At 56.0% G+C, this 18,596-nt stretch carries 15 protein-coding genes; 10 read left to right on the forward strand and 5 right to left on the reverse strand.

Annotated elements, in window-relative coordinates; genetic code table 11:
- Nucleotides 1-214: 214 nt before the first annotated feature.
- Nucleotides 215-1,114 carry an AraC family transcriptional regulator gene (locus ACR0NM_RS16340; RefSeq protein WP_480615709.1) on the reverse strand — a complete coding sequence of 300 codons (900 nt, stop codon included), beginning with the start codon at nucleotides 1,112-1,114 and terminating at the stop codon, nucleotides 215-217.
- A 168-nt stretch (nucleotides 1,115-1,282) separates the two neighbouring features.
- On the opposite strand from ACR0NM_RS16340, the gene ACR0NM_RS16345 reads away from it, so the two are divergent.
- Nucleotides 1,283-2,236: an SDR family oxidoreductase gene (locus ACR0NM_RS16345; protein WP_170625003.1), complete on the forward strand. Its 954-nt coding sequence runs from the start codon at nucleotides 1,283-1,285 to the stop codon at nucleotides 2,234-2,236.
- A gap of 103 nt (nucleotides 2,237-2,339) precedes the next feature.
- On the opposite strand, the gene ACR0NM_RS16350 is transcribed toward ACR0NM_RS16345, so the two are convergent.
- The 4 genes from ACR0NM_RS16350 to ACR0NM_RS16365 all read right to left on the reverse strand — a co-directional run bounded on the left by ACR0NM_RS16350 (nucleotide 2,340) and on the right by ACR0NM_RS16365 (nucleotide 4,628).
- Nucleotides 2,340-2,729, reverse strand: coding sequence for a VOC family protein (locus ACR0NM_RS16350; RefSeq protein WP_480615711.1), 390 nt, complete (start codon nucleotides 2,727-2,729; stop codon nucleotides 2,340-2,342).
- Nucleotides 2,726-3,040 carry a winged helix-turn-helix domain-containing protein gene (locus ACR0NM_RS16355; protein ID WP_170567335.1) on the reverse strand — a complete coding sequence of 105 codons (315 nt, stop codon included), beginning with the start codon at nucleotides 3,038-3,040 and terminating at the stop codon, nucleotides 2,726-2,728. Before ACR0NM_RS16355 ends, ACR0NM_RS16350 begins: the two co-directional genes overlap by 4 nt.
- Before the next feature lie 272 nt (nucleotides 3,041-3,312).
- Entirely contained in the window at nucleotides 3,313-3,687 is a 375-nt protein-coding gene (locus tag ACR0NM_RS16360) for a DUF4345 family protein (protein WP_170392813.1), read from the reverse strand.
- Between the two features lie 17 nt (nucleotides 3,688-3,704).
- Entirely contained in the window at nucleotides 3,705-4,628 is a 924-nt protein-coding gene (locus tag ACR0NM_RS16365; protein ID WP_480615713.1) for an SDR family NAD(P)-dependent oxidoreductase, read from the reverse strand.
- Between the two features lie 111 nt (nucleotides 4,629-4,739).
- On the opposite strand from ACR0NM_RS16365, the gene ACR0NM_RS16370 reads away from it, so the two are divergent.
- The 9 genes from ACR0NM_RS16370 (at nucleotide 4,740) to ACR0NM_RS16410 (ending at nucleotide 18,226) form a co-directional block, all read left to right on the forward strand.
- The gene (locus tag ACR0NM_RS16370) at nucleotides 4,740-5,660 is read left to right on the forward strand and encodes a LysR family transcriptional regulator (RefSeq protein ID WP_480615715.1); all 921 of its coding nucleotides are present in this window, start codon (nucleotides 4,740-4,742) and stop codon (nucleotides 5,658-5,660) included.
- 910 nt (nucleotides 5,661-6,570) lie between these two features.
- Nucleotides 6,571-7,155 carry an ANTAR domain-containing protein gene (locus tag ACR0NM_RS16375; protein ID WP_170513598.1) on the forward strand — a complete coding sequence of 195 codons (585 nt, stop codon included), beginning with the start codon at nucleotides 6,571-6,573 and terminating at the stop codon, nucleotides 7,153-7,155.
- Nucleotides 7,152-8,321 carry an ABC transporter substrate-binding protein gene (locus tag ACR0NM_RS16380; RefSeq protein ID WP_480615717.1) on the forward strand — a complete coding sequence of 390 codons (1,170 nt, stop codon included), beginning with the start codon at nucleotides 7,152-7,154 and terminating at the stop codon, nucleotides 8,319-8,321. The genes ACR0NM_RS16375 and ACR0NM_RS16380 overlap by 4 nt, the downstream gene beginning before the upstream one ends.
- Nucleotides 8,322-8,591: 270 nt before the next feature.
- Complete coding sequence (locus tag ACR0NM_RS16385; protein ID WP_480615719.1) at nucleotides 8,592-9,956, forward strand: CmpA/NrtA family ABC transporter substrate-binding protein; 1,365 nt, start codon at nucleotides 8,592-8,594, stop codon at nucleotides 9,954-9,956.
- A gap of 73 nt (nucleotides 9,957-10,029) precedes the next feature.
- Nucleotides 10,030-11,112 carry an ABC transporter permease gene (locus ACR0NM_RS16390; protein ID WP_480615721.1) on the forward strand — a complete coding sequence of 361 codons (1,083 nt, stop codon included), beginning with the start codon at nucleotides 10,030-10,032 and terminating at the stop codon, nucleotides 11,110-11,112.
- Between the two features lie 5 nt (nucleotides 11,113-11,117).
- Entirely contained in the window at nucleotides 11,118-12,797 is a 1,680-nt protein-coding gene (locus ACR0NM_RS16395; protein ID WP_480615723.1) for an ABC transporter ATP-binding protein, read from the forward strand.
- 4 nt (nucleotides 12,798-12,801) lie between these two features.
- Nucleotides 12,802-15,237: a nitrite reductase large subunit NirB gene (gene nirB, locus ACR0NM_RS16400; RefSeq protein ID WP_480615725.1), complete on the forward strand. Its 2,436-nt coding sequence runs from the start codon at nucleotides 12,802-12,804 to the stop codon at nucleotides 15,235-15,237.
- Nucleotides 15,234-15,566, forward strand: coding sequence for a nitrite reductase small subunit NirD (gene nirD / locus ACR0NM_RS16405; RefSeq protein WP_170392822.1), 333 nt, complete (start codon nucleotides 15,234-15,236; stop codon nucleotides 15,564-15,566). The genes nirB and nirD overlap by 4 nt, the downstream gene beginning before the upstream one ends.
- The gene (locus ACR0NM_RS16410; protein WP_480615727.1) at nucleotides 15,566-18,226 is read left to right on the forward strand and encodes a molybdopterin-dependent oxidoreductase; all 2,661 of its coding nucleotides are present in this window, start codon (nucleotides 15,566-15,568) and stop codon (nucleotides 18,224-18,226) included. The genes nirD and ACR0NM_RS16410 overlap by 1 nt, the downstream gene beginning before the upstream one ends.
- Nucleotides 18,227-18,596: the final 370 nt, after the last annotated feature.

An 18,596-nucleotide genomic window follows, 5' to 3' on the forward strand; every position in this document is an offset into this window, starting at 1 on the left:
AACCAGCAGAGTTGCCAGTTTGACCGATTTTTTGCAACCAGCGCATTAATTGCAGCGCCATGGCAAACCGCGAACATCGCTGAAGCGGTTTTATGTCGAGCGATCTCTGGTTGAGTGATGGCCGTTCGGTGGAACAAGTACGAAAGGCTGCCTCCTCGCGGGACGAATGAAGCTTTCGCCGAAGCTGCGCCAACGTCTGCCTTCCCTTCGAAAGTCAGCGTTGAGCAACACTGACCGGAAGTTTCTGTGCGTTACCCCATTGCCTCGGCGATTGCCCATACATGCGCCTGAACTCGCGACTGAACTGGGACGGGCTGACGTAACCAACGTCCATTGCGGCTTCGTTCACAGGCATCCCGCCCGCGATCTTCATGGCGGCGTTGTTGAGGCGCATCGACTTAACGAATTGGATTGGTGCCATCGTCGTGACTTGCTTGAATTTACGATGGAAGACGGCCCGGCTCATGCCCGCTCGGCTTGCCATATCGTCAATCGAGACCGGCGCATCCAAGTGTGACGACACATGCGCAATTGAACGTGCGATGGCGTTGCCAGCACCGAATGCCTGCCGGGCGAAGGTGCCAGCTTCTCCCCTCAGGATCGCATAGAGCACCTCACGTAATCGCGCCTCGCCAAGAACTGCTGTATCCGTCTCGCTGTTTCCGAGCTGCAGTAGCCGCAGCAGAGCTTCAGTGAATCCATCGTCCCATCGTGCAAACCTAATTCCTGGCTCCCGCAGATCTCCTTTGACCGAAGGCAGAACGCCCCCGGCATTTTCCATCTCCATTGCCAACTCGGCCATGGCGCGTTGCTCAAGAGAGATCATAACCCCGTAGAGAGGGTTGTCATGCGAGGCCAAAGGCGTCCCCGCCTTGACCGGCATCGACATTGGGCAGCAGAGGTATTGACTGTTGTCATATTCGTATCTTCGGCCACCCAGAACGGCTTCCTTCACACCACTCACAATGGCCACGATGCAGGGCTCGTAAACGGCTGGAACACAGGGGATTGATTGCGTGGCGCGAAATAGCCGCACGCCCTTGATGCCTGTCTCGGTCAGGCCGTCTGTTTCGGTTCGGTTAGCGATGATTTGTTTAATCTGATCCTTGCTCATAACAGAGATGTAATGGCTCCAGATCGATGCTGGCAACTACCTTGATGTAATCGGGCAAGTATTCGCGATGATCTCGCCTGTTTCTGTGCTTTGGTGAGAGTTATATGCATTTCCAAGTTAACACACTCTTCACTCGATCCCTGCGCTGACGCAGTTAGGAGACAAAAGATGCCCGATACCACCTTTGGACCCAAAGGCTGGATGCCTGAGCGCCTCGGCGACCTCTCCGGCAAGACCTACCTCATCACGGGTGCCAACGCCGGTGCCGGGTTCCAGGCCGCGCGGACGCTCCTAAAAAAGAACGCCAAGGTCGTAATGTTGAACCGCTCGGTTGAGAAGTCTCAGGCAGCTGTTGAGGACCTGAAAACTGAGTTCGGCAGCGAGGCGGAAGTGAGCTTCATTCGCATGGATCTGGCCTCGCTGACAAGCGTACGCGAAGCTGCGGAAGAAGTTCTGAATTCTGTTCCCCGGATTGATGCGCTCATCTGCAATGCTGCCATCGCGCAGGTGCCAACCCGCAAGCTGACAGAGGATGGGTTCGAGAGTCAGCTCGGTACCAACCATTACGGTCACTTCCTGCTCTGTGGTCTACTGTTTGAGCGGATCGAAGCCTCGAAAGGTCGGATCGTTGTTGTCGCCAGTCTTGGCTACAACATGGGCCTGAAGACGATCAAGTTCGACGACATGAACTGGGAAGAGGGTTACGGGCCGAATACCGCCTACTCGCAAAGCAAGCTGGCGCAAATGATGTTCGCTTATGAATTACAGGACAGGCTTGCCGCCGCAGGGCGCACCGAGGTCGAAGTCTATGTTTGCCATCCCGGCTCTTCGGCAACGTCACTGATCAGCACAAGTGGCAGCCGGACGATGCGGTTCATCTGGTGGCTGATGACCAAGACTCCTATGGTTCAAACAGCCGAGCAAGGGTCCTATCCCGAAGTCATGTGCGCCATCGAAGAGACTTTGACCGAACAACGCGCACTCTACGGACCAACAGGCCGCTTAGAAGCTGTTGGCCCGGTCGGCAAGGGTACATTGAACCCGCATGCATATGAGAAGGATGTGATGGTTCAGCTATGGAACGTATCCGAAAAGGCGACTGGTTTCAGCTGGGAGGTCTGAGTTGATGGGTTGTGTGACGTGCCCCAGTGTTCCATCACTAAAGCTGACATCGATGTCTTGCATACCCACGTCGTCTAACTGACGGGATTGCTATTCTTGACGGTCAGACATGCAACTCAACTAGCTGAATAAGGTTTCCAGAGGTGTCGTAGAACACTGCCATTGTCGCGCCACCTGCCTTCACTGGGGGTTGAATAAATTCCACCCCTGCCGCCTCGAGCTTGGCAACCTCTGCGTCAATGTCGTCAACACTGAATGCCGAAACGGGAATGCCATCAGCCACAAGTGCTTCCTGATAGGCACGGCTCGCCGGATGCACATTCGGCTCTAAGCCTAACTCCACTCCTTCGGCTTCCTCCGCTGATACCAGTGTTAACCAGCGGTGCTGGCCGGGTGGAATATCGTGCTTCACAACAAACCCAAGTTTGTTGGTGTAAAAATCCAGAGCCTTAGATTGATCGTCCACAGAAATACTCTTCATGTACATTTTCATAGTGCGTCTCCTTGGGAATATAGGTCCACCCAGGGATTGATCGCACCCGCGATCGGCGCGGCCACCAGGGTGTGAATTTTTGTGCGCCCCCGCCAAGTCGTTGTGATCAGACCTGCCTGCTCAAGCGTATTCAGATGTCGAGTTATGCCTTGTCTGGAAATTGTGACTGAATGCTCTTCCAACAAACGAGCACAAAGTTCGAAAAGCGTCTGGTCGTGACGCTTTCTCAGCTCTTCAAGGATCAACAACCGCGTGGTGTCGCCAAGGGCGTTGAAAAGAATGCTTAGTTGCGGATCAAAATGAACGCTCATGCTTCATCATGCAACAATAATGTTGCATATCAAATCGAACTATCAGTTCGAGCAGTTCACGGCATTCATTTCTTAGGGCTCGTCGCTGACATTCTTTGTGCCCCTCACGAATGACAGATTTGGATATCCGGAATATTCGGTCCCGTGATCTGATCCGGTCGCTATACGGGACAAAGCGGAAACTGTTCGAATGCTAGCTGGTGCGAATAATGATGGGCTGATTGGACGGCGGCCACTTCACTCTCGCCACCATCCATCTATTTCGAAGGCGATTAGTAGGAGAGCTGGTAGTAGGCTGACAGCAAAACCGCGATGATCACAAGTTCAACGACCAACGGTGGCAGAACTGCCTTGTCAAACCCATCCGCAAGAATTCCCACAATACGTCCGACAGCAACAACCGCCATCAGGATTGCAACAGCCACATATCCCAGTGTCTGCCCAGTGGTCAGACCGATCACCAGCAAAGCCACTGAGGCCAGAAACAGCCCGCCGATCACCGAACGGATCGTGCTGAGTCCAGTGGTGCCGACCGGCTCGATAGCAAAGTTGGCTATCATGCGCCGGGGTGCAAACATTGACATGAGGCCGAGACTAGACAGCATAAGAGTTGCAAGGATGACCAAGATGTTCAGTATGGTTTCCATTTCATTTCTCCTTTGCTTCAGGCGAACTGACGTAGTGCCTGGTTCGCGTTATCCTGAGTGGTGACGTCTGACAGAGCCCCGTCGATGCTAGCTTGATCCACGACTGCTCCGGTGGGATAGCCGGTTTGACTGGCGTAGAAGTGGCCGGTCTTGAATTCCGGGTTCAGCAAACCGTCCAGATACCGTTTTGCCCCAGCCTCAACGCCGTGCATCATCCCGAATATGGGCATCAGAACGCCGCCAATATGTTTGAAGACAATACGTTTTATAAACGGCAGGTCGTCAAAGCCAGCGGTACCTGCGGTACCACCCGGGCTCATTGTGACAAAGCGAATATGGGGGTGCTGACGTGCCATCGCTCCCATCCACAGGGTCGCGGTGAGCTTGGCGTAGCCGTAGGTCTGCATCGGATCGCCCTTGGGGCCGAACTTGCTGCCATCAGCGATTGATTTGAATTCGTCGACTGTTCCATCGGACAAGTCCGGGCGGCGCATACCCATTTTGGGAATGCCGCGTGCGGCTTCGGATCCGGCATACAGAATTGTGGACGTTACCAACTGACGCTCCAATAATGCGTCTACCAACACCACGTGGCCGAGAACATTGGTGGCGAAGATGTTGGTCACGCCATCGCTGGTGAGGCTGTTCGGATGCCGTCCACCCGTACCGCCTGCATTCAGGATTACGGCGTCGATTGGGGTGGAAAGTTCGGCTACAGCGGCGCGAACCGAAGCCGGATCGGTCACGTCCATCAGGACGATTTCAAAGATTTTGCGCCTGGTCTCACGTTCCAACGCTGCAATTGCGGCTTCCGCCTTCGTTGGGTTGCGGCAAGCCAGATAAACTTTGGATATGCCCTTTTGCAGTGCAAGCTGTCGGGCCGCCTCGCGGCCCAGTCCGGCATTTGCGCCTGTGATCAATACAGATTGTATTTGGTTCATGGGGTATGGTCCTTGGGTTTGCGATTGATGCGCCCAAGGTAGGATGGCCAATAAATGATCTGTAGATAGGTATTTCTGGACACAGTGCTTCAAAAATGAAACACAAGATGTATGTCGATCAAGGAAAGCCATTCCCTGAACTGGGACGATCTGAAGTACTTTCTGGCGGTTGCCCGAACCGGAACTCTTCGGGGGGCAGCTGACAGTATTCAGGTGAACCACACCACGCTGACGCGCAGGATTTCAGTCATGGAAGAACGCGTCGGCAGCCGGTTGTTTGATCGCTCAAAAACCGGCCTCGCCCTGACTCAGCTCGGCGAAGATCTGATGCCTCACGCCGAACGGGTAGAAGCTGAAATGACCGCTGCGTCTCGCGTCATTGTTGGCAGAGATGCGCAACCCTCGGGCACGGTCTACGTTACTCTTCCCCATGGATTGGCAATGACATCGTTGATGGATGATTTTGCCGCCTTCGCAGATTTTTACCCAGACATCATCCTGAGCTTGAACTTCACCAACGACATCCGAGACCTGATGCGACGAGAGGCTGACATCTCCCTGCGTATCGCGGATGAGGTGACGGACGATGTGGTCGGGCGAAAGTTGGTCCAGATGTCTCAAGCAGCCTATTGCACGCGAGACTACGCCGAACGGGTCTGCGACAATGGCGGCGAGGGGTTGCATTTCATCGGTTGGCATGAGCCAGAAGAGGCCATTACAGCCAAATGGATCAAAGACAGTTACTATCCGAAAGCCCGGCTCAAGCATCGTGTTTCAGAACTTGTGCCTTTGATCACATTGGCGGCGTCCGGTCTCGGCATGGCCTATCTTGCGTGCAATCTTGGCGACCGCCATCCCGATCTGATCCGTGCGCCCTTCCAAAAGCCAATACCGTACCGAAACATTTGGCTATTGCTGCATCGTGATCTTAGAAACACCACGCGTGTCCGGCTCTTCGTCGATTTTATGTCCGAGCGGGTCAGGTCTAGGCGAAACGAGTTCTGGGTTTCGGGAACCTCAAAGCGGGAGTAGCGGTTATTCTATTCGGAAAGATGGACGGTAAACTGTACTCTTTTGAGACACTAACAGCAGCGTCGATGAATGGCGGTTACTCGTAGTGGGTCAGAAATGCTTGACGTTTGGGTCAGAATTGAATGACGTGATCGACCGCTTTGTTGAGGTTTTGGTTGTCGATTGAGTCCACGATCAGTGAAGTTCCACATTTCCTTGTTGTAAGGCGACACATAGTTCTGCCAGCAGCGACAGAGCCTTGCCATTTTTTCGCGTCGCTTCCTTCATCCAGAACCCAGACCGATTTAGTTGATCCTGACTTCCTTTCGAGAAAACCAGGGCTGATTTGCAGATCAGACGCCGGAGGCGCCTGTTCCTGCTGCTCTGCCATGTGGCGAACACGCTTGGGGGCGACGCAATGCTATTCGACAACAGTGGTGCGGCCCGCAAGCGCAGCCGAAGACCCGGTTTTGTCTAATAGGGTTGCCCGAGGGGGAAGGCAGCGTCTTACCCCTGATCGCCAGAGGCGTTTGGTTTGTCCAAATCCCACTAGCCCCAAAAACAAGTGCGGCTGAGTTGGCTGTGCCGTTACTTCTGCTCCAGAACACGTTGCTTTTCTAAAGAATCGGCGGAAAGCGGTCATTTGCTGCAGGCGCGGGAACACATTGTTTTAGTTGTCAAAGCGGACCTTCGGTTTTGATCTGCAAATGGAAGTGGAATCTGGTGCCTCAAGCAAACTAGTAGCGTAACTGAAAAACCAAAAAATGATGCGATGTGCTATCACGGATTTCTTTGATGGCATGTAGAAAAACTGTGCAGGTATTCCGCTAAGTGTGAAATCAAGCTGAAAAATTGGGCGAACGGCAGCCTGATGAAGCATTAAATGGCGCTGGAATTGCTACCAATGCGCCTTGGCCTCACTTGTGACCCTATGAACCAACATCTAACTGTCGTTGTAGTCGAGCAGAACCAAGAACGAGCCTTTGCGATTGTAGATGCTCTTAAAGAGGCCGGAGACGTAGACGTTTCTGTAATCGGCAATGTCTCCGGGCTGGCAAGGAAAATTGCTACTCATAGCCCAGATATTGTCCTGATTGATATCGACAACCCCTCTCGAGATATGTTGGAAGAACTTACCGTTGCTTCGGGCCCATTGGAACGACCCGTGGCTATGTTCGTCTCAGGCGCCGCAGGCGGATTGGCAAAAGCTGCTGTTGAGGCCGGTGTATCGGCCTATGTTGTCGATGGATTGCAAGCTGAGCGAATTAAACCTGTTATCGATACCGCCATCGCTCGGTTTCAGGTGCTGCGCCAGATGCGGACTGAACTTGCAGAAACCCGCCGTGCGCTTGAAGAGCGTAAAGTGATCGACCGCGCAAAAGGTTTGCTGATGAAAGCCAAGGGCATTTCGGAAGATGAAGCCTATGCGCTACTCCGAAAAACCGCGATGAACCAAAACCGCCGCGTCGCCGAGGTGGCCGAAGCCTTGGTCACTGCTTCGGGGTTGTTGTCATGAGAACCGTAACACTGCCCGTCGCGTATATGCCGCTTGTCGACGCGGCCCCGTTGATCGTTGCGCGCGAAATGGGGTTCGACCATGCTGAAGGCATCTCGCTGGACCTGCGTCCGGCGCCATCGTGGTCCTCTTTGCGCGATATGCTGGCCTTTGGGCATGTGGACGCGGCGCATCTACTATCGCCTGTCCCCGTTGCGATGGCTTTGGGTCTTGGTGGAATCGCGACACCGCTATCTGCGGTATCTGTCCTGTCTTTGAACGGCAATGTTATAGGTGTTGGAACGCAATTGGCCGAGCGACTGATCGACCAGGGCTATGGTTTTGATTTCACCGATGCCGCTGCGGCTGGGGCTGCACTGGCAAAAGCTGCCGATGAAGTCTTGGTGTTTGGCGTGCCTTTCCCATTTTCAATGCATGTCGAGCTGCTGCGCTATTGGATTGCGGGAACCAAACTGGCCTCAAAACAGGTCGAAATCCGCACCGTCCCGCCGCCACTCATGGCGCAGGCGCTTGCGGGAGGCGAGATCGATGCCTTTTGCGTGGGCGAGCCTTGGGGCTCCTTCGCAGTGGACGACAGTGTTGGCGCACTGCTGTTGCCCGGAAAGGCGATCTGGACTTGTGCACCTGAAAAGGTGTTGGCAGTCAGAAACGACTGGGCCGAGACGGAACCGCATTTGCTGGGAAGTCTCATGCGGACCGTATGGCGTGCGGGACGCTGGCTGTCAAACACGGACAGCCGAACAACCGCGTCCGAGATGCTGTCACGCAAAAGCTACCTCAATGTCTCACCCGAGCTGATCGACCGAGCGTTAATGGGTGAGTTCGCCATATCTGCACGCGGCGAGCAACGCAGTGTGGAAGGGTTTGTCGAGTTTTTTGACGGTGCTGCCACCTTCCCGTGGCGTAGTCAGGCAAAATGGGTCGCGCATCAATTGGCGCTAAGAAACGGGCTGGACGTCGGGACAGCGGAACGACAAGCAGCCAAGGTCTTTCGAAGTGATCTCTATCGTCGCGAGTTGCAAGGGCTTGGTGTGGAAACACCCGGCGCATCCGAGAAACTTGAAGGAGCTTTGTCTGAGTCGACGGCAGTTGCCTCAGCCAATGGCAGCCTGATTCTGTCTCGGAACGTCTTCTTCGACCGGCGCATTTTCGAGCCCGCAGGGTAAGATTGCACAATTTTTTTGCAGCGCAGCATCTCTTCTTGCTGCGCTGCAGTATTCTCGAAGAGAAGATGTCAAAAAATGATGACGTCGCACTGCGCGTCTGACTTAATCGGGACATCGGAAGGCAACGACGCCCACCGACGGAATTCGCCCACAATCCAGGGCACCTTAGAAGAGCAAAGCCGCTCGACCATCCGCCACCTCCTCCCGGCGGACTGTGTCGGCGGCTTTTTTGTTTGCCCATGGGGTTGGGCTGAACCGAAAGGGATCGAGATGAAAAAGCTTCTTTTAGGCCTCGCCGCGACGACGGCGCTTGTGTCTCCAGCACTGGCCGAATTGGAACTGGAAAAAGACGAACTGACCTTTGGCTTTATCAAACTGACCGACATGGCGCCGCTGGCTGTCGCCTATGAGAATGGGTACTTTCTGGACGAAGGCCTGTTCGTGACGCTGGAAGCACAAGCAAACTGGAAGGTGCTGTTGGATGGCGTGATTGACGGACAGCTTGACGGCGCACATATGCTGGCCGGACAACCATTGGCCGCAACCATCGGGTATGGGACCGAAGCCCATATCATCACGCCATTTTCGATGGACCTGAACGGCAACGGCATCACCGTGTCCAATGAGATTTGGGAAGAGATGAAGCCGAACATCCCGGTGATGGACGACGGCCGTCCCCAGCATCCGATCAGCGCCGAGGCTCTGGCCCCGGTCGTCGAGAAGTACAAATCAGAAGGCAAGCCATTTAACATGGGCATGGTCTTCCCGGTTTCGACCCATAACTACGAGCTGCGCTATTGGCTGGCCGCCGGTGGTCTGCATCCGGGTTACTACAGCCCTGAAAACGTGACCGGTCAGATTGGTGCGGATGTGTTCCTGTCGGTGACCCCTCCACCGCAGATGCCTGCCACGTTAGAGGCCGGTACGATCTATGGCTATTGCGTGGGTGAGCCGTGGAATCAGCAGGCTGTGTTCAAGGGTATCGGCGTTCCGGTTATTACCGACTACGAGCTGTGGAAGAACAACCCCGAAAAGGTCTTTGGTCTCAATGCCGAGTTCGCAGAACAGTACCCCAACACCACTCTTGCCGTGACCAAGGCCCTGATCCGCGCGGCGATGTGGCTGGACGAGAACGAAAATGCCAACCGCCCTGAAGCCGTCGAGATTCTGAGCCGGGCTGAATATGTGGGTGCGGACTATGAGGTGATCGCCAACTCGATGACCGGCACGTTTGAGTATGAGAAGGGCGACAAGCGTGAGGTCCCCGATTTCAACGTGTTTTTCCGCTACAACGCGACCTATCCGTTCTACTCGGACGCCGTTTGGTACCTGACGCAGATGCGCCGCTGGGGGCAGATTGCCGAGTCCAAGCCCGACAGCTGGTATGACGAGGTCGCCAAGTCCGTCTACAAACCCGAGATCTATTTGCAAGCCGCCCGCTTGCTGGTCGACGAAGGTCTGGCGAATGAAGCCGACTTCCCCTGGGACAGCGATGGTTACAAAGCGCCGACCCCGGCCGAGGATATCATTGACGGCATCGCTTACGACGGACGCACACCCAACGCCTATCTCGAAAGCCTGTCCATAGGCCTGAAGGGCGAGCAGAAGATCATCGGCTCGGACGTGCAAGGCTAATTCCCCAAACCCCGCGCCCGGCCCGCGCCGGGCGCAGCCCCCAAAGTGCCCCGCCATCGCAAGGACACATTAGATGACAACGGTCGATCCCGAATTCAACGAAGACGCTGCCCGAGAGGAACGTCGCGCTCGCCTTTTCACCCGCATCAATGCAGCCGACAAATGGTTCCAGGTTCTGGGTCTCAGCTGGGCGACCCCGGTCCTGAAAGCCGCCGCCGGGGACAACCCGCGCGCACAGATGACCGAGATCTGGCGGTTGCTGATCGTGCCTCTGTTGTCGATCTGCGCCTTCTTGTTGCTGTGGGGAACGCTGGCCCCCAAGGTGCAGACCTCTCTCGGCGCGGTTCCGGGGCCGGCGCAGGTTTGGGAAGAGATGGTCAGCCTGAACCAGGATGCCAAGGCCAAAGCGGCCAAACGCGCGAAGTTCGAGGCCATGGTCGAGAAGCGCAATCAGAAATTCATTGACGCTGGCCAGCCGGAGAAAGTGAAAGAGGTCGCTTTCACGGGTGCTCCGACCTATTACCAGCAAATCTGGACTTCGATCAAAACAGTGTTTTTTGGGTTTCTGATCGCCACCGTTATCGCGGTCCCACTTGGTATCGCGGCCGGCCTGTCTCCGACTGCAAATGCAGCCCTAAACCCGCTAATCCAGATCTTCAAACCGGTCTCGCCTCTGGCCTGGTTGCCGATCGTCACGATGATCGTTTCGGCCGTTTACGTCACCAATGACGGCTGGTTCGCGAAATCCTTCCTGATCTCGGCCATTACCGTGACCCTGTGTTCGCTATGGCCCACATTGATCAATACATCTTTGGGTGTAGCCTCCATCGATAAGGACCTGGTGAATGTCTCCAAAGTCCTGAAAATGAACACCTATACCAAGATCACCAAACTGGTGCTGCCCTCTGCTCTGCCTCTGATCTTCACCGGCCTGCGCCTGTCACTGGGCGTCGGCTGGATGGTTCTGATTGCGGCGGAAATGCTAGCGCAGAACCCCGGTCTGGGCAAATTCGTCTGGGATGAGTTCCAGAACGGTTCCTCCAGTTCGCTCGCCAAGATCATGGTTGCGGTCTTCACCATCGGTATCATCGGCTTCCTGCTGGACCGGGTGATGTACGCGCTGCAATCCCTGTTTACCTTCACAAACAACCGGTGAATGCGATGAGCATCCTAAGTTTCAAGAACGCCTCGAAATCCTTCGGTGAAGGCACCGCGCGCACGGATGTGCTGAAAGGCATCGATCTTAACGTGCAAGAGGGTGAGTTTCTGGTGATCCTCGGTTTTTCCGGCACCGGCAAAACCACCCTTATCAATCTGATGGCTGGGCTGGACACCCCAACCGGCGGAGAGGTCACCTTCAAAGGCACTACGATCAAAGGGCCGGGCCCTGAGCGTGGCGTGATCTTCCAGAACTACTCGCTGATGCCCTGGCTGACGGTCAGTGGCAATGTGGGGTTGGCGGTGGATACGGTATTTCCGGGTCTCAGCAAGACCGAGAAGGCCGAAAAAGTCGCGCATTACGTCAAGATGGTCGGCCTCAGTCACGCCGCGACGCGCCGACCGGCAGAGCTGTCGGGTGGGATGCGCCAGCGGGTCAACGTGGCGCGTGCGTTGTCGATGAACCCCGAAGTTTTGTTGCTGGATGAGCCTCTGTCGGCGCTCGACGCGCTGACCCGCGCCAATCTGGCCGATGAGATCGAACATATTTGGGAAGCTGACAAGAAAACTTGTGTCCTCATCACCAATGACGTTGATGAGGCGATCATTCTGGCCGACCGTATCATTGCCCTGAACCCGGATGGCACGCTGGGGCAGGAATTCCCTGTCTCAATCCCGCGCCCTCGGGATCGTGGAGCCATGAACAATGACGAGACTTTCAAACGCCTGCGCGCGGACGTCACCAAATACCTGATGGATGTGGGGATCGAGGCCAAGGTCGAAGGCTCGCGTATCCTCCCGGATGTCACCCCAATCCACGGTGTTCCAACGGCGGTGGCCGAGGCGCAAAAGGGGCTGATCGAGAACCGCTTCCTCGACTTCTCGCAGCTTCACAAGGTGTATCCGACGCCCAAAGGCCCTCTGACCGTGGTCGAGGATTTCGAACTGAAGATCGACAAGGGCGAGTTCATCTCGCTGATCGGCCATTCGGGTTGTGGCAAGTCCACGGTTTTGACCATGGCGGCGGGGCTGAACGACATCTCGAAGGGTGCGATCAAGCTGGATGGCCGTCACGTCGAAGGGGCCGATCCCGAACGCGCGGTGGTGTTCCAATCCCCCAACCTGTTCCCATGGTTAACCGCCAAGGAGAACGTCGCGATTGGGGTGGACAAGGTCTATCCAAAGGCCAGCATGGCCGAGCGTCAGGATGTTGTTGAATACTATCTGGAACGCGTCGGTTTGGCTGACGCGATGGACAAATCCGCAAGCGACCTATCGAACGGCATGAAGCAACGCGTCGGCATCGCCCGTGCTTTTGCTTTGTCCCCCAAACTGCTGTTGCTCGATGAGCCCTTCGGCATGCTCGACAGCCTGACCCGATGGGAATTACAGGAAGTCCTGATGGAGGTCTGGTCCCGCACCAAGGTCACTGCGATCTGCGTTACCCACGACGTGGATGAGGCGATCTTACTGGCCGATCGCGTGGTGATGATGACCAACGGTCCGCAGGCAACGATCGGCAAGATCACCAAGGTTGAGCTGCCGCGTCCGCGCACGCGCAAAGCGCTGCTGGAGCACCCGGATTACTATGCTTACCGGCAGGAAGTCCTCGATTTCCTCGAAGAATATGAACATGGCGCCAAGCCAAAAACACCCGCCCCCAAGGCGATTGCAGCGGAGTGAAATCATGAAGCAAAGACTTGTTGTCATAGGCGCGGGTATGGCCTCAGGCCGGGTGTTGGAACACCTGACCGAAGCCGCGCCGGATACGTTCGAAATCACCCTGTTCAATGCCGAGCCGCGCGGGAACTACAACCGCATCATGCTCAGCCCAGTGCTGTCGGGCGAGAAAACCTATGACGAGATCGTCACCCATGACGACGCGTGGTATGCCGCGCGGGGCATTGCCTGCCGCTTTGGTGAAAAGGTCGCGAAGATCGACCGCGAGATGAAGGTGGTCGAAGGTCAGAACGGCCACGTTCCCTATGACAAGCTGGTGATTGCGACCGGATCTAACCCGTTCATGATCCCTCTGCCAGGGCATGATCTGGAGGGCGTGATTGCCTACCGCGATCTGGAAGACACCGAGCAGATGATACGCATGGGCCCTGACAACAAGGTGGTCGTGATCGGCGGCGGCTTGCTGGGGCTCGAGGCCGCCGCGGGTATGGCTGCCCATGGCGTTGACGTGACGGTGGTGCATATCATGGGTCACCTGATGGAGCGACAGCTGGACGAGGCCGCAGGCTACCTGCTGAAGAAATCGCTGGAAGACAAAGGCATCAGGATTTGCCTGCAGGCGAACTCTAAAGAAATCCTCGGACAGGACGGAAAGGTCCGCGCGCTGCTTCTGGACGACGGGACCGAATTGCCCTGTGATCTGCTTGTCATGGCCGTGGGTATCCGCCCCAACACAGCTCTGGCGCAAGAGGCTGGGCTGGCCACCGGGCGCGGTATCCATGTGGATGACCAGATGCTGACTTCGGATTCGGATGTCTTTGCGGTAGGTGAATGCGTCGAACATGACGGCGCAGTCTTCGGTCTTGTCGCGCCGCTTTACGATCAGGCGAAAGTGGCTGCGCAGGCTTTGTTGGGTGAAGAGGCTGCGTTTGCTCAGAAAACCCTATCGACCAAGTTGAAGGTCACCGGCTGCGATCTGTTCAGTGCGGGGGATTTTGCGGATGGGCCGGGGCGCGAGGATATCGTGTTCCGCGACCCCTCGCGCGGGGTCTACAAACGGCTTGTGATTGAAGAGGATCGGCTGGTCGGCGCGGTCATGTTTGGTGACACCACTGATGGCAGCTGGTTCTTTGGCCTCATCAAAGACGGCGCCAGCGTAGAAGAAATGCGCGAGACGCTGATCTTCGGACCCGCATATCAGGGGGGCGACACTGCGGACCCTCTCTCAGCCGTTGCAGCATTGCCGCATGAGGCGGAGATTTGCGGCTGCAACGGCGTATGCAAAGGTGACATCGTCGAGGCGATCAATGCGGGGGCGGGTGATCTGGGCGCGGTGCGCACGACCACAAAGGCTAGCGCATCCTGCGGAACTTGCACAGGATTGGTTGAGCAATTGTTGCAGGTCACTCTGGGCGACGCGTTCCAGATGCCTGCCGCGCAGCCGGTCTGCGGATGCACCGACCTGACTCATGAGGATGTGCGACGCCTGATCAAAGGGCAGGAGTTAAAAAGTCAGGCTGCCGTCTGGCAGGAACTGGGTTGGACGACGCCCAATGGCTGCCATGTCTGTCGGCCCGCGATCAACTACTACCTGCTGGCCGACTGGCCGCTGGAATACCAAGACGACCCACAAAGCCGTTTCGTCAATGAACGCAAACACGCCAACATCCAGAAGGATGGCACGTTCAGCGTTGTACCGCGTATGTGGGGCGGGATCACCACGCCCGACGAACTGCGCGCGATTGCAGATGCGGCGGATAAATACGATGTTCCCACCGTCAAGGTCACGGGCGGTCAGCGGATCGATCTGCTGGGCGTCAAAGGCGAAGATCTGCCCGCCATGTGGTCAGACCTGAACAAAGCCGGGCTGGTCTCTGGCCACGCCTATTCCAAAGGTCTGCGCACGGTCAAAACCTGCGTCGGCACCGATCATTGCCGGTTTGGTGCTCAGGACAGCACCGGGCTTGGCATAAAGCTTGAAAGAATCCTGTGGGGGTCGTGGACGCCGCACAAGCTGAAGCTGGCCGTATCTGGCTGCCCTCGAAACTGTGCCGAGGCGACCTGCAAGGACATCGGCGTGGTCTGCGTCGAATCTGGCTATCAGATCAGCATCGGCGGGGCCGCAGGGATGGATGTCAAAGAGACCGAGCTACTCTGTCAGATTCCTACCGAAGAAGAAGCGATCGAGATCGTGATGGCCGTCACGCAGGCCTATCGCGAAGGCGGCAAGTATCTGGACCGTTTATATAAATGGCTGGGTAAGGTGGGCATGGACTGGGTCAAGGTGCAGGTCGTGGACGACCTTGAAAATCGCGCGGCCCTCGTCGCGCGGTTTGAACTGTCGCAAAACATCTACCGCAAAGACCCGTGGGCCGAACATGTCAAAGAAAAAGCGCAAACCTACGCGCCAATTGCAGATTTCACACTGGAGGCCGCAGAATGAGCTGGATCGACATCGGACATATCGACGAGGTTCCCTTGCGTGGGGCGCGTCTGGTCAAGACGCATATCGGCTGCATCGCTGTCTTCCGTACTGCCGAGGTGGAGGTCTATGCCGCGACCAACAGCTGTCCGCACAAGGGCGGTCCTTTGTCTGAGGGTATCGTGCACGGGCAGTCGGTGACCTGTCCATTGCACAATTGGGTATTTGACCTGAATACGGGCGAGGCGCAAGGCGCGGATGATGGCCGCATCACCATCTATCCCGTGCGCATTGAAGACGACCGTATCCTGTTAGACGACAGCGCAGTTACCCGGCGGAGCGCCGCCTGATGGACGGAAGTGGCCTGCCCGAAGTTCGCTCGACTTGCGCCTATTGCGGGGTCGGCTGCGGTGTGCTTTTGCGGCCCGATGGGGCCGGAGGCTTGTCCGTTCGCGGCGATCCGGATCATCCAGCGAATTTTGGGCGTTTGTGCTCGAAAGGATTGGCTTTGGGCGAAACAGTTGGGCTGGAACATCGGTTGCTGGCTCCTCGCGCCTTCGGCCGAGACACAAACTGGGACAACGCGCTGCAACTGGTCGCAGATCGGTTTTCTGCCGCAATCAAGAACCATGGACCGGACAGCGTGGCATTTTACGTCTCGGGGCAGTTGCTGACAGAGGATTATTACGTCGCCAACAAGCTGATGAAGGGTTTTATGGGGTCGGCCAACATCGACACCAATTCTCGACTGTGTATGGCGTCAACTGTGGCAGGACACAAACGCGCCTTTGGTACAGATACCGTGCCCGGGACTTATGAGGATCTGGACGAGGCTGATTTGGTTGTCTTGGTTGGCTCAAACCTCGCATGGTGCCATCCCGTTCTCTATCAACGCGTCATAGCTGCGCGTCAGGCGCGCGGTACGAAGATTGTGGTTGTCGACCCGCGTCGAACTGCAAGCTGCGATCAGGCCGATCTCCATCTGGCGTTGCAACCCGGCAGTGACGTGGCATTGTTCAACCGCTTGCTGAGCAGAATTCACCAATCTGGGCATGTGGCACCGGATTTTCTGGATCGCAGCGTAGGGTACACTGAAGCCCTCGAACTCGCACAGCTTGATGATCCGGATGAGACCGGACTTACCCTAGGTGAAATCGAAGCGTTTTGCGATCTGTGGATTGGAACCGAGCGGGTTGTTACGATTTTCAGTCAAGGCGTAAACCAATCCTCCAGCGGAACAGACAAAGTCAACGCGATCCTGAACTGCCATCTGGCTACGGGGCGCATCGGACGCGCAGGGATGGGCCCGTTCTCGGTTACCGGCCAACCGAACGCCATGGGTGGTCGAGAGGTCGGCGGTCTGGCCAACATGCTTGCGTGTCACCTGGATATCGAAAACGAGGCCCACAGAGCAGCCGTCCGGGACTTTTGGAAAGCGCCCATCCTGCCAGAAAAGCAGGGGCTCAAAGCTGTCGACATGTTTCGCGCCGTTAAAGATGGCCAGATCAAAGCACTTTGGATCATCCACACCAATCCAGCGGCCACGATGCCGGACGCCGATCGAGTCAAGGCGGCGATCAAAAACTGCCCATTCACCGTTGTAAGCGACCTGACTGCCCAAACAGACACCGCGCGTCTCGCAGACGTATTGCTTCCAGCAGCAGGATGGGGCGAAAAAAGCGGCACAGTAACCAATTCCGACCGCATGATCAGCAGGCAACGCGCCGTTCTGACCCCTCCGGAACAGGCACGTGCGGATTGGGATATCTTGGCCGAGGTTGGCCGCCGCATGGGTTGGGCCGAGGCCTTCAGCTATGAGTCTGCGGCGCAGATTTTTAGGGAATATGCGAACATGTCCTCGCTTGCCGTCTCATTTGGCAAAGATTTTGAGATTGCTGGCTTTTCGGACATCAACGACGAAGATTATGATGCGATGTGCCCGACACGATGGCCCACGGCATCGCGGAAAACTGACGGTCGTTTCTTCGGAGACGGGCAGTTTTTTCATCCTGATGGCAAGGCGCGGTTTGTGCCGGTCACCCATCGAACGCCCAAGGCAGAGCCATCAGAACGCTACCCTTTCCTGTTGAACACAGGGAGAAATCGGGATCAGTGGCACACCATGACCCGATCCGGATTGTCGCCTCGTTTATCGGCCCACCTTGCCGAGCCCTATTTGGAAATGAACCCAAAGGACGTTGATCAACTGGGGCTTGGTCCTGCCGATTTGGTCGAAGTTAGTAGTTCAGTCGGAAGCGGCATATTTCGGCTTCGCATTACGGAATCTATTGCGCGTGGCAATGTGTTTGCGCCCATTCATTGGACCGGAGAAACGGCACCGTCGGCCCGTGTAAACGAGATAATTCCTAGTGTAACTGACCCGATTTCTGGTCAGCCGGAAAGCAAATCAACAGCAGTATCTGTTCGACGTATGAGAGCAGCATGGTACGGTTTCGCCGTTTCAGCCGATGCAGCGTTCCCTGAAGCAGAGTATTCGGCGACAGCCAGAACAACCAACGGCTACAGGATGGAGTTGGCAGGGAACCAGATTATTGAAGACTGGGAAAAGACCGCTCGCGTTTGGTTTAGTTTACCGGATGCAACGGCTACTTCAGTAGAAGATCCCAAACGCGGCTCTTATAGAATTGCGCTGTCAGACGGTCAGCGCATTCTGGCAGTGCTCTTCGTCTCGCGCCGACCTATCACCCTGATGCGAGACTATTTGGCAACTTTGCCTGAGGTAACGCCTCAGCAGATTCTGTCTGGCCATTCATCTGTTGATTCTGAGGACTGCGGCCCAATCGTCTGTTCGTGTTTCGAAGTCGGGCTAAAAACCCTTATCCGCGCCATTCACGACAAGCGTTTGATCAATGTGGACGATATCGGAGACGCCCTTAGTGCGGGAACGAACTGCGGTTCATGCCGGCCAGAGTTGGCTGACTTGATCGCCGAGCATTCGAAATTGATCAGCAATAAGCCTAAGAAATGCCCGCATGAACAATTGGGGTAGTCTCAAGGTTCTTGATGCAGGACTGCAGTCTGTTTTGGTTGAGCAGAAATTTTCTTCTCTGACGCCACGCGCAATTGCAATGATACCGATCGACCAACCGCAGTTCAGGGCCGCGCTCGGAAGCGAGGCGACAAATGTCGCTGTTCGTTGAACAGGTTTGACAAATACTCGGTTGTCTGAGACGCTCCCAACACTCGCAAAGGATATTCTGACAATGGACCAGCATACTTTCTGATCCCGCCGCGCGCTGACCTAAATGGCAGAATGCGCACCGAAACACTCCTGCGGAGGACTCTGACAATGGACACACGACGCTAGCCCCTTGTGGGCATTCGTAGTCGTGCATCTGCGCGACTTAAGCTTCTTTTTG

Source organism: Ruegeria sp. AF2 (assembly GCF_056542025.1).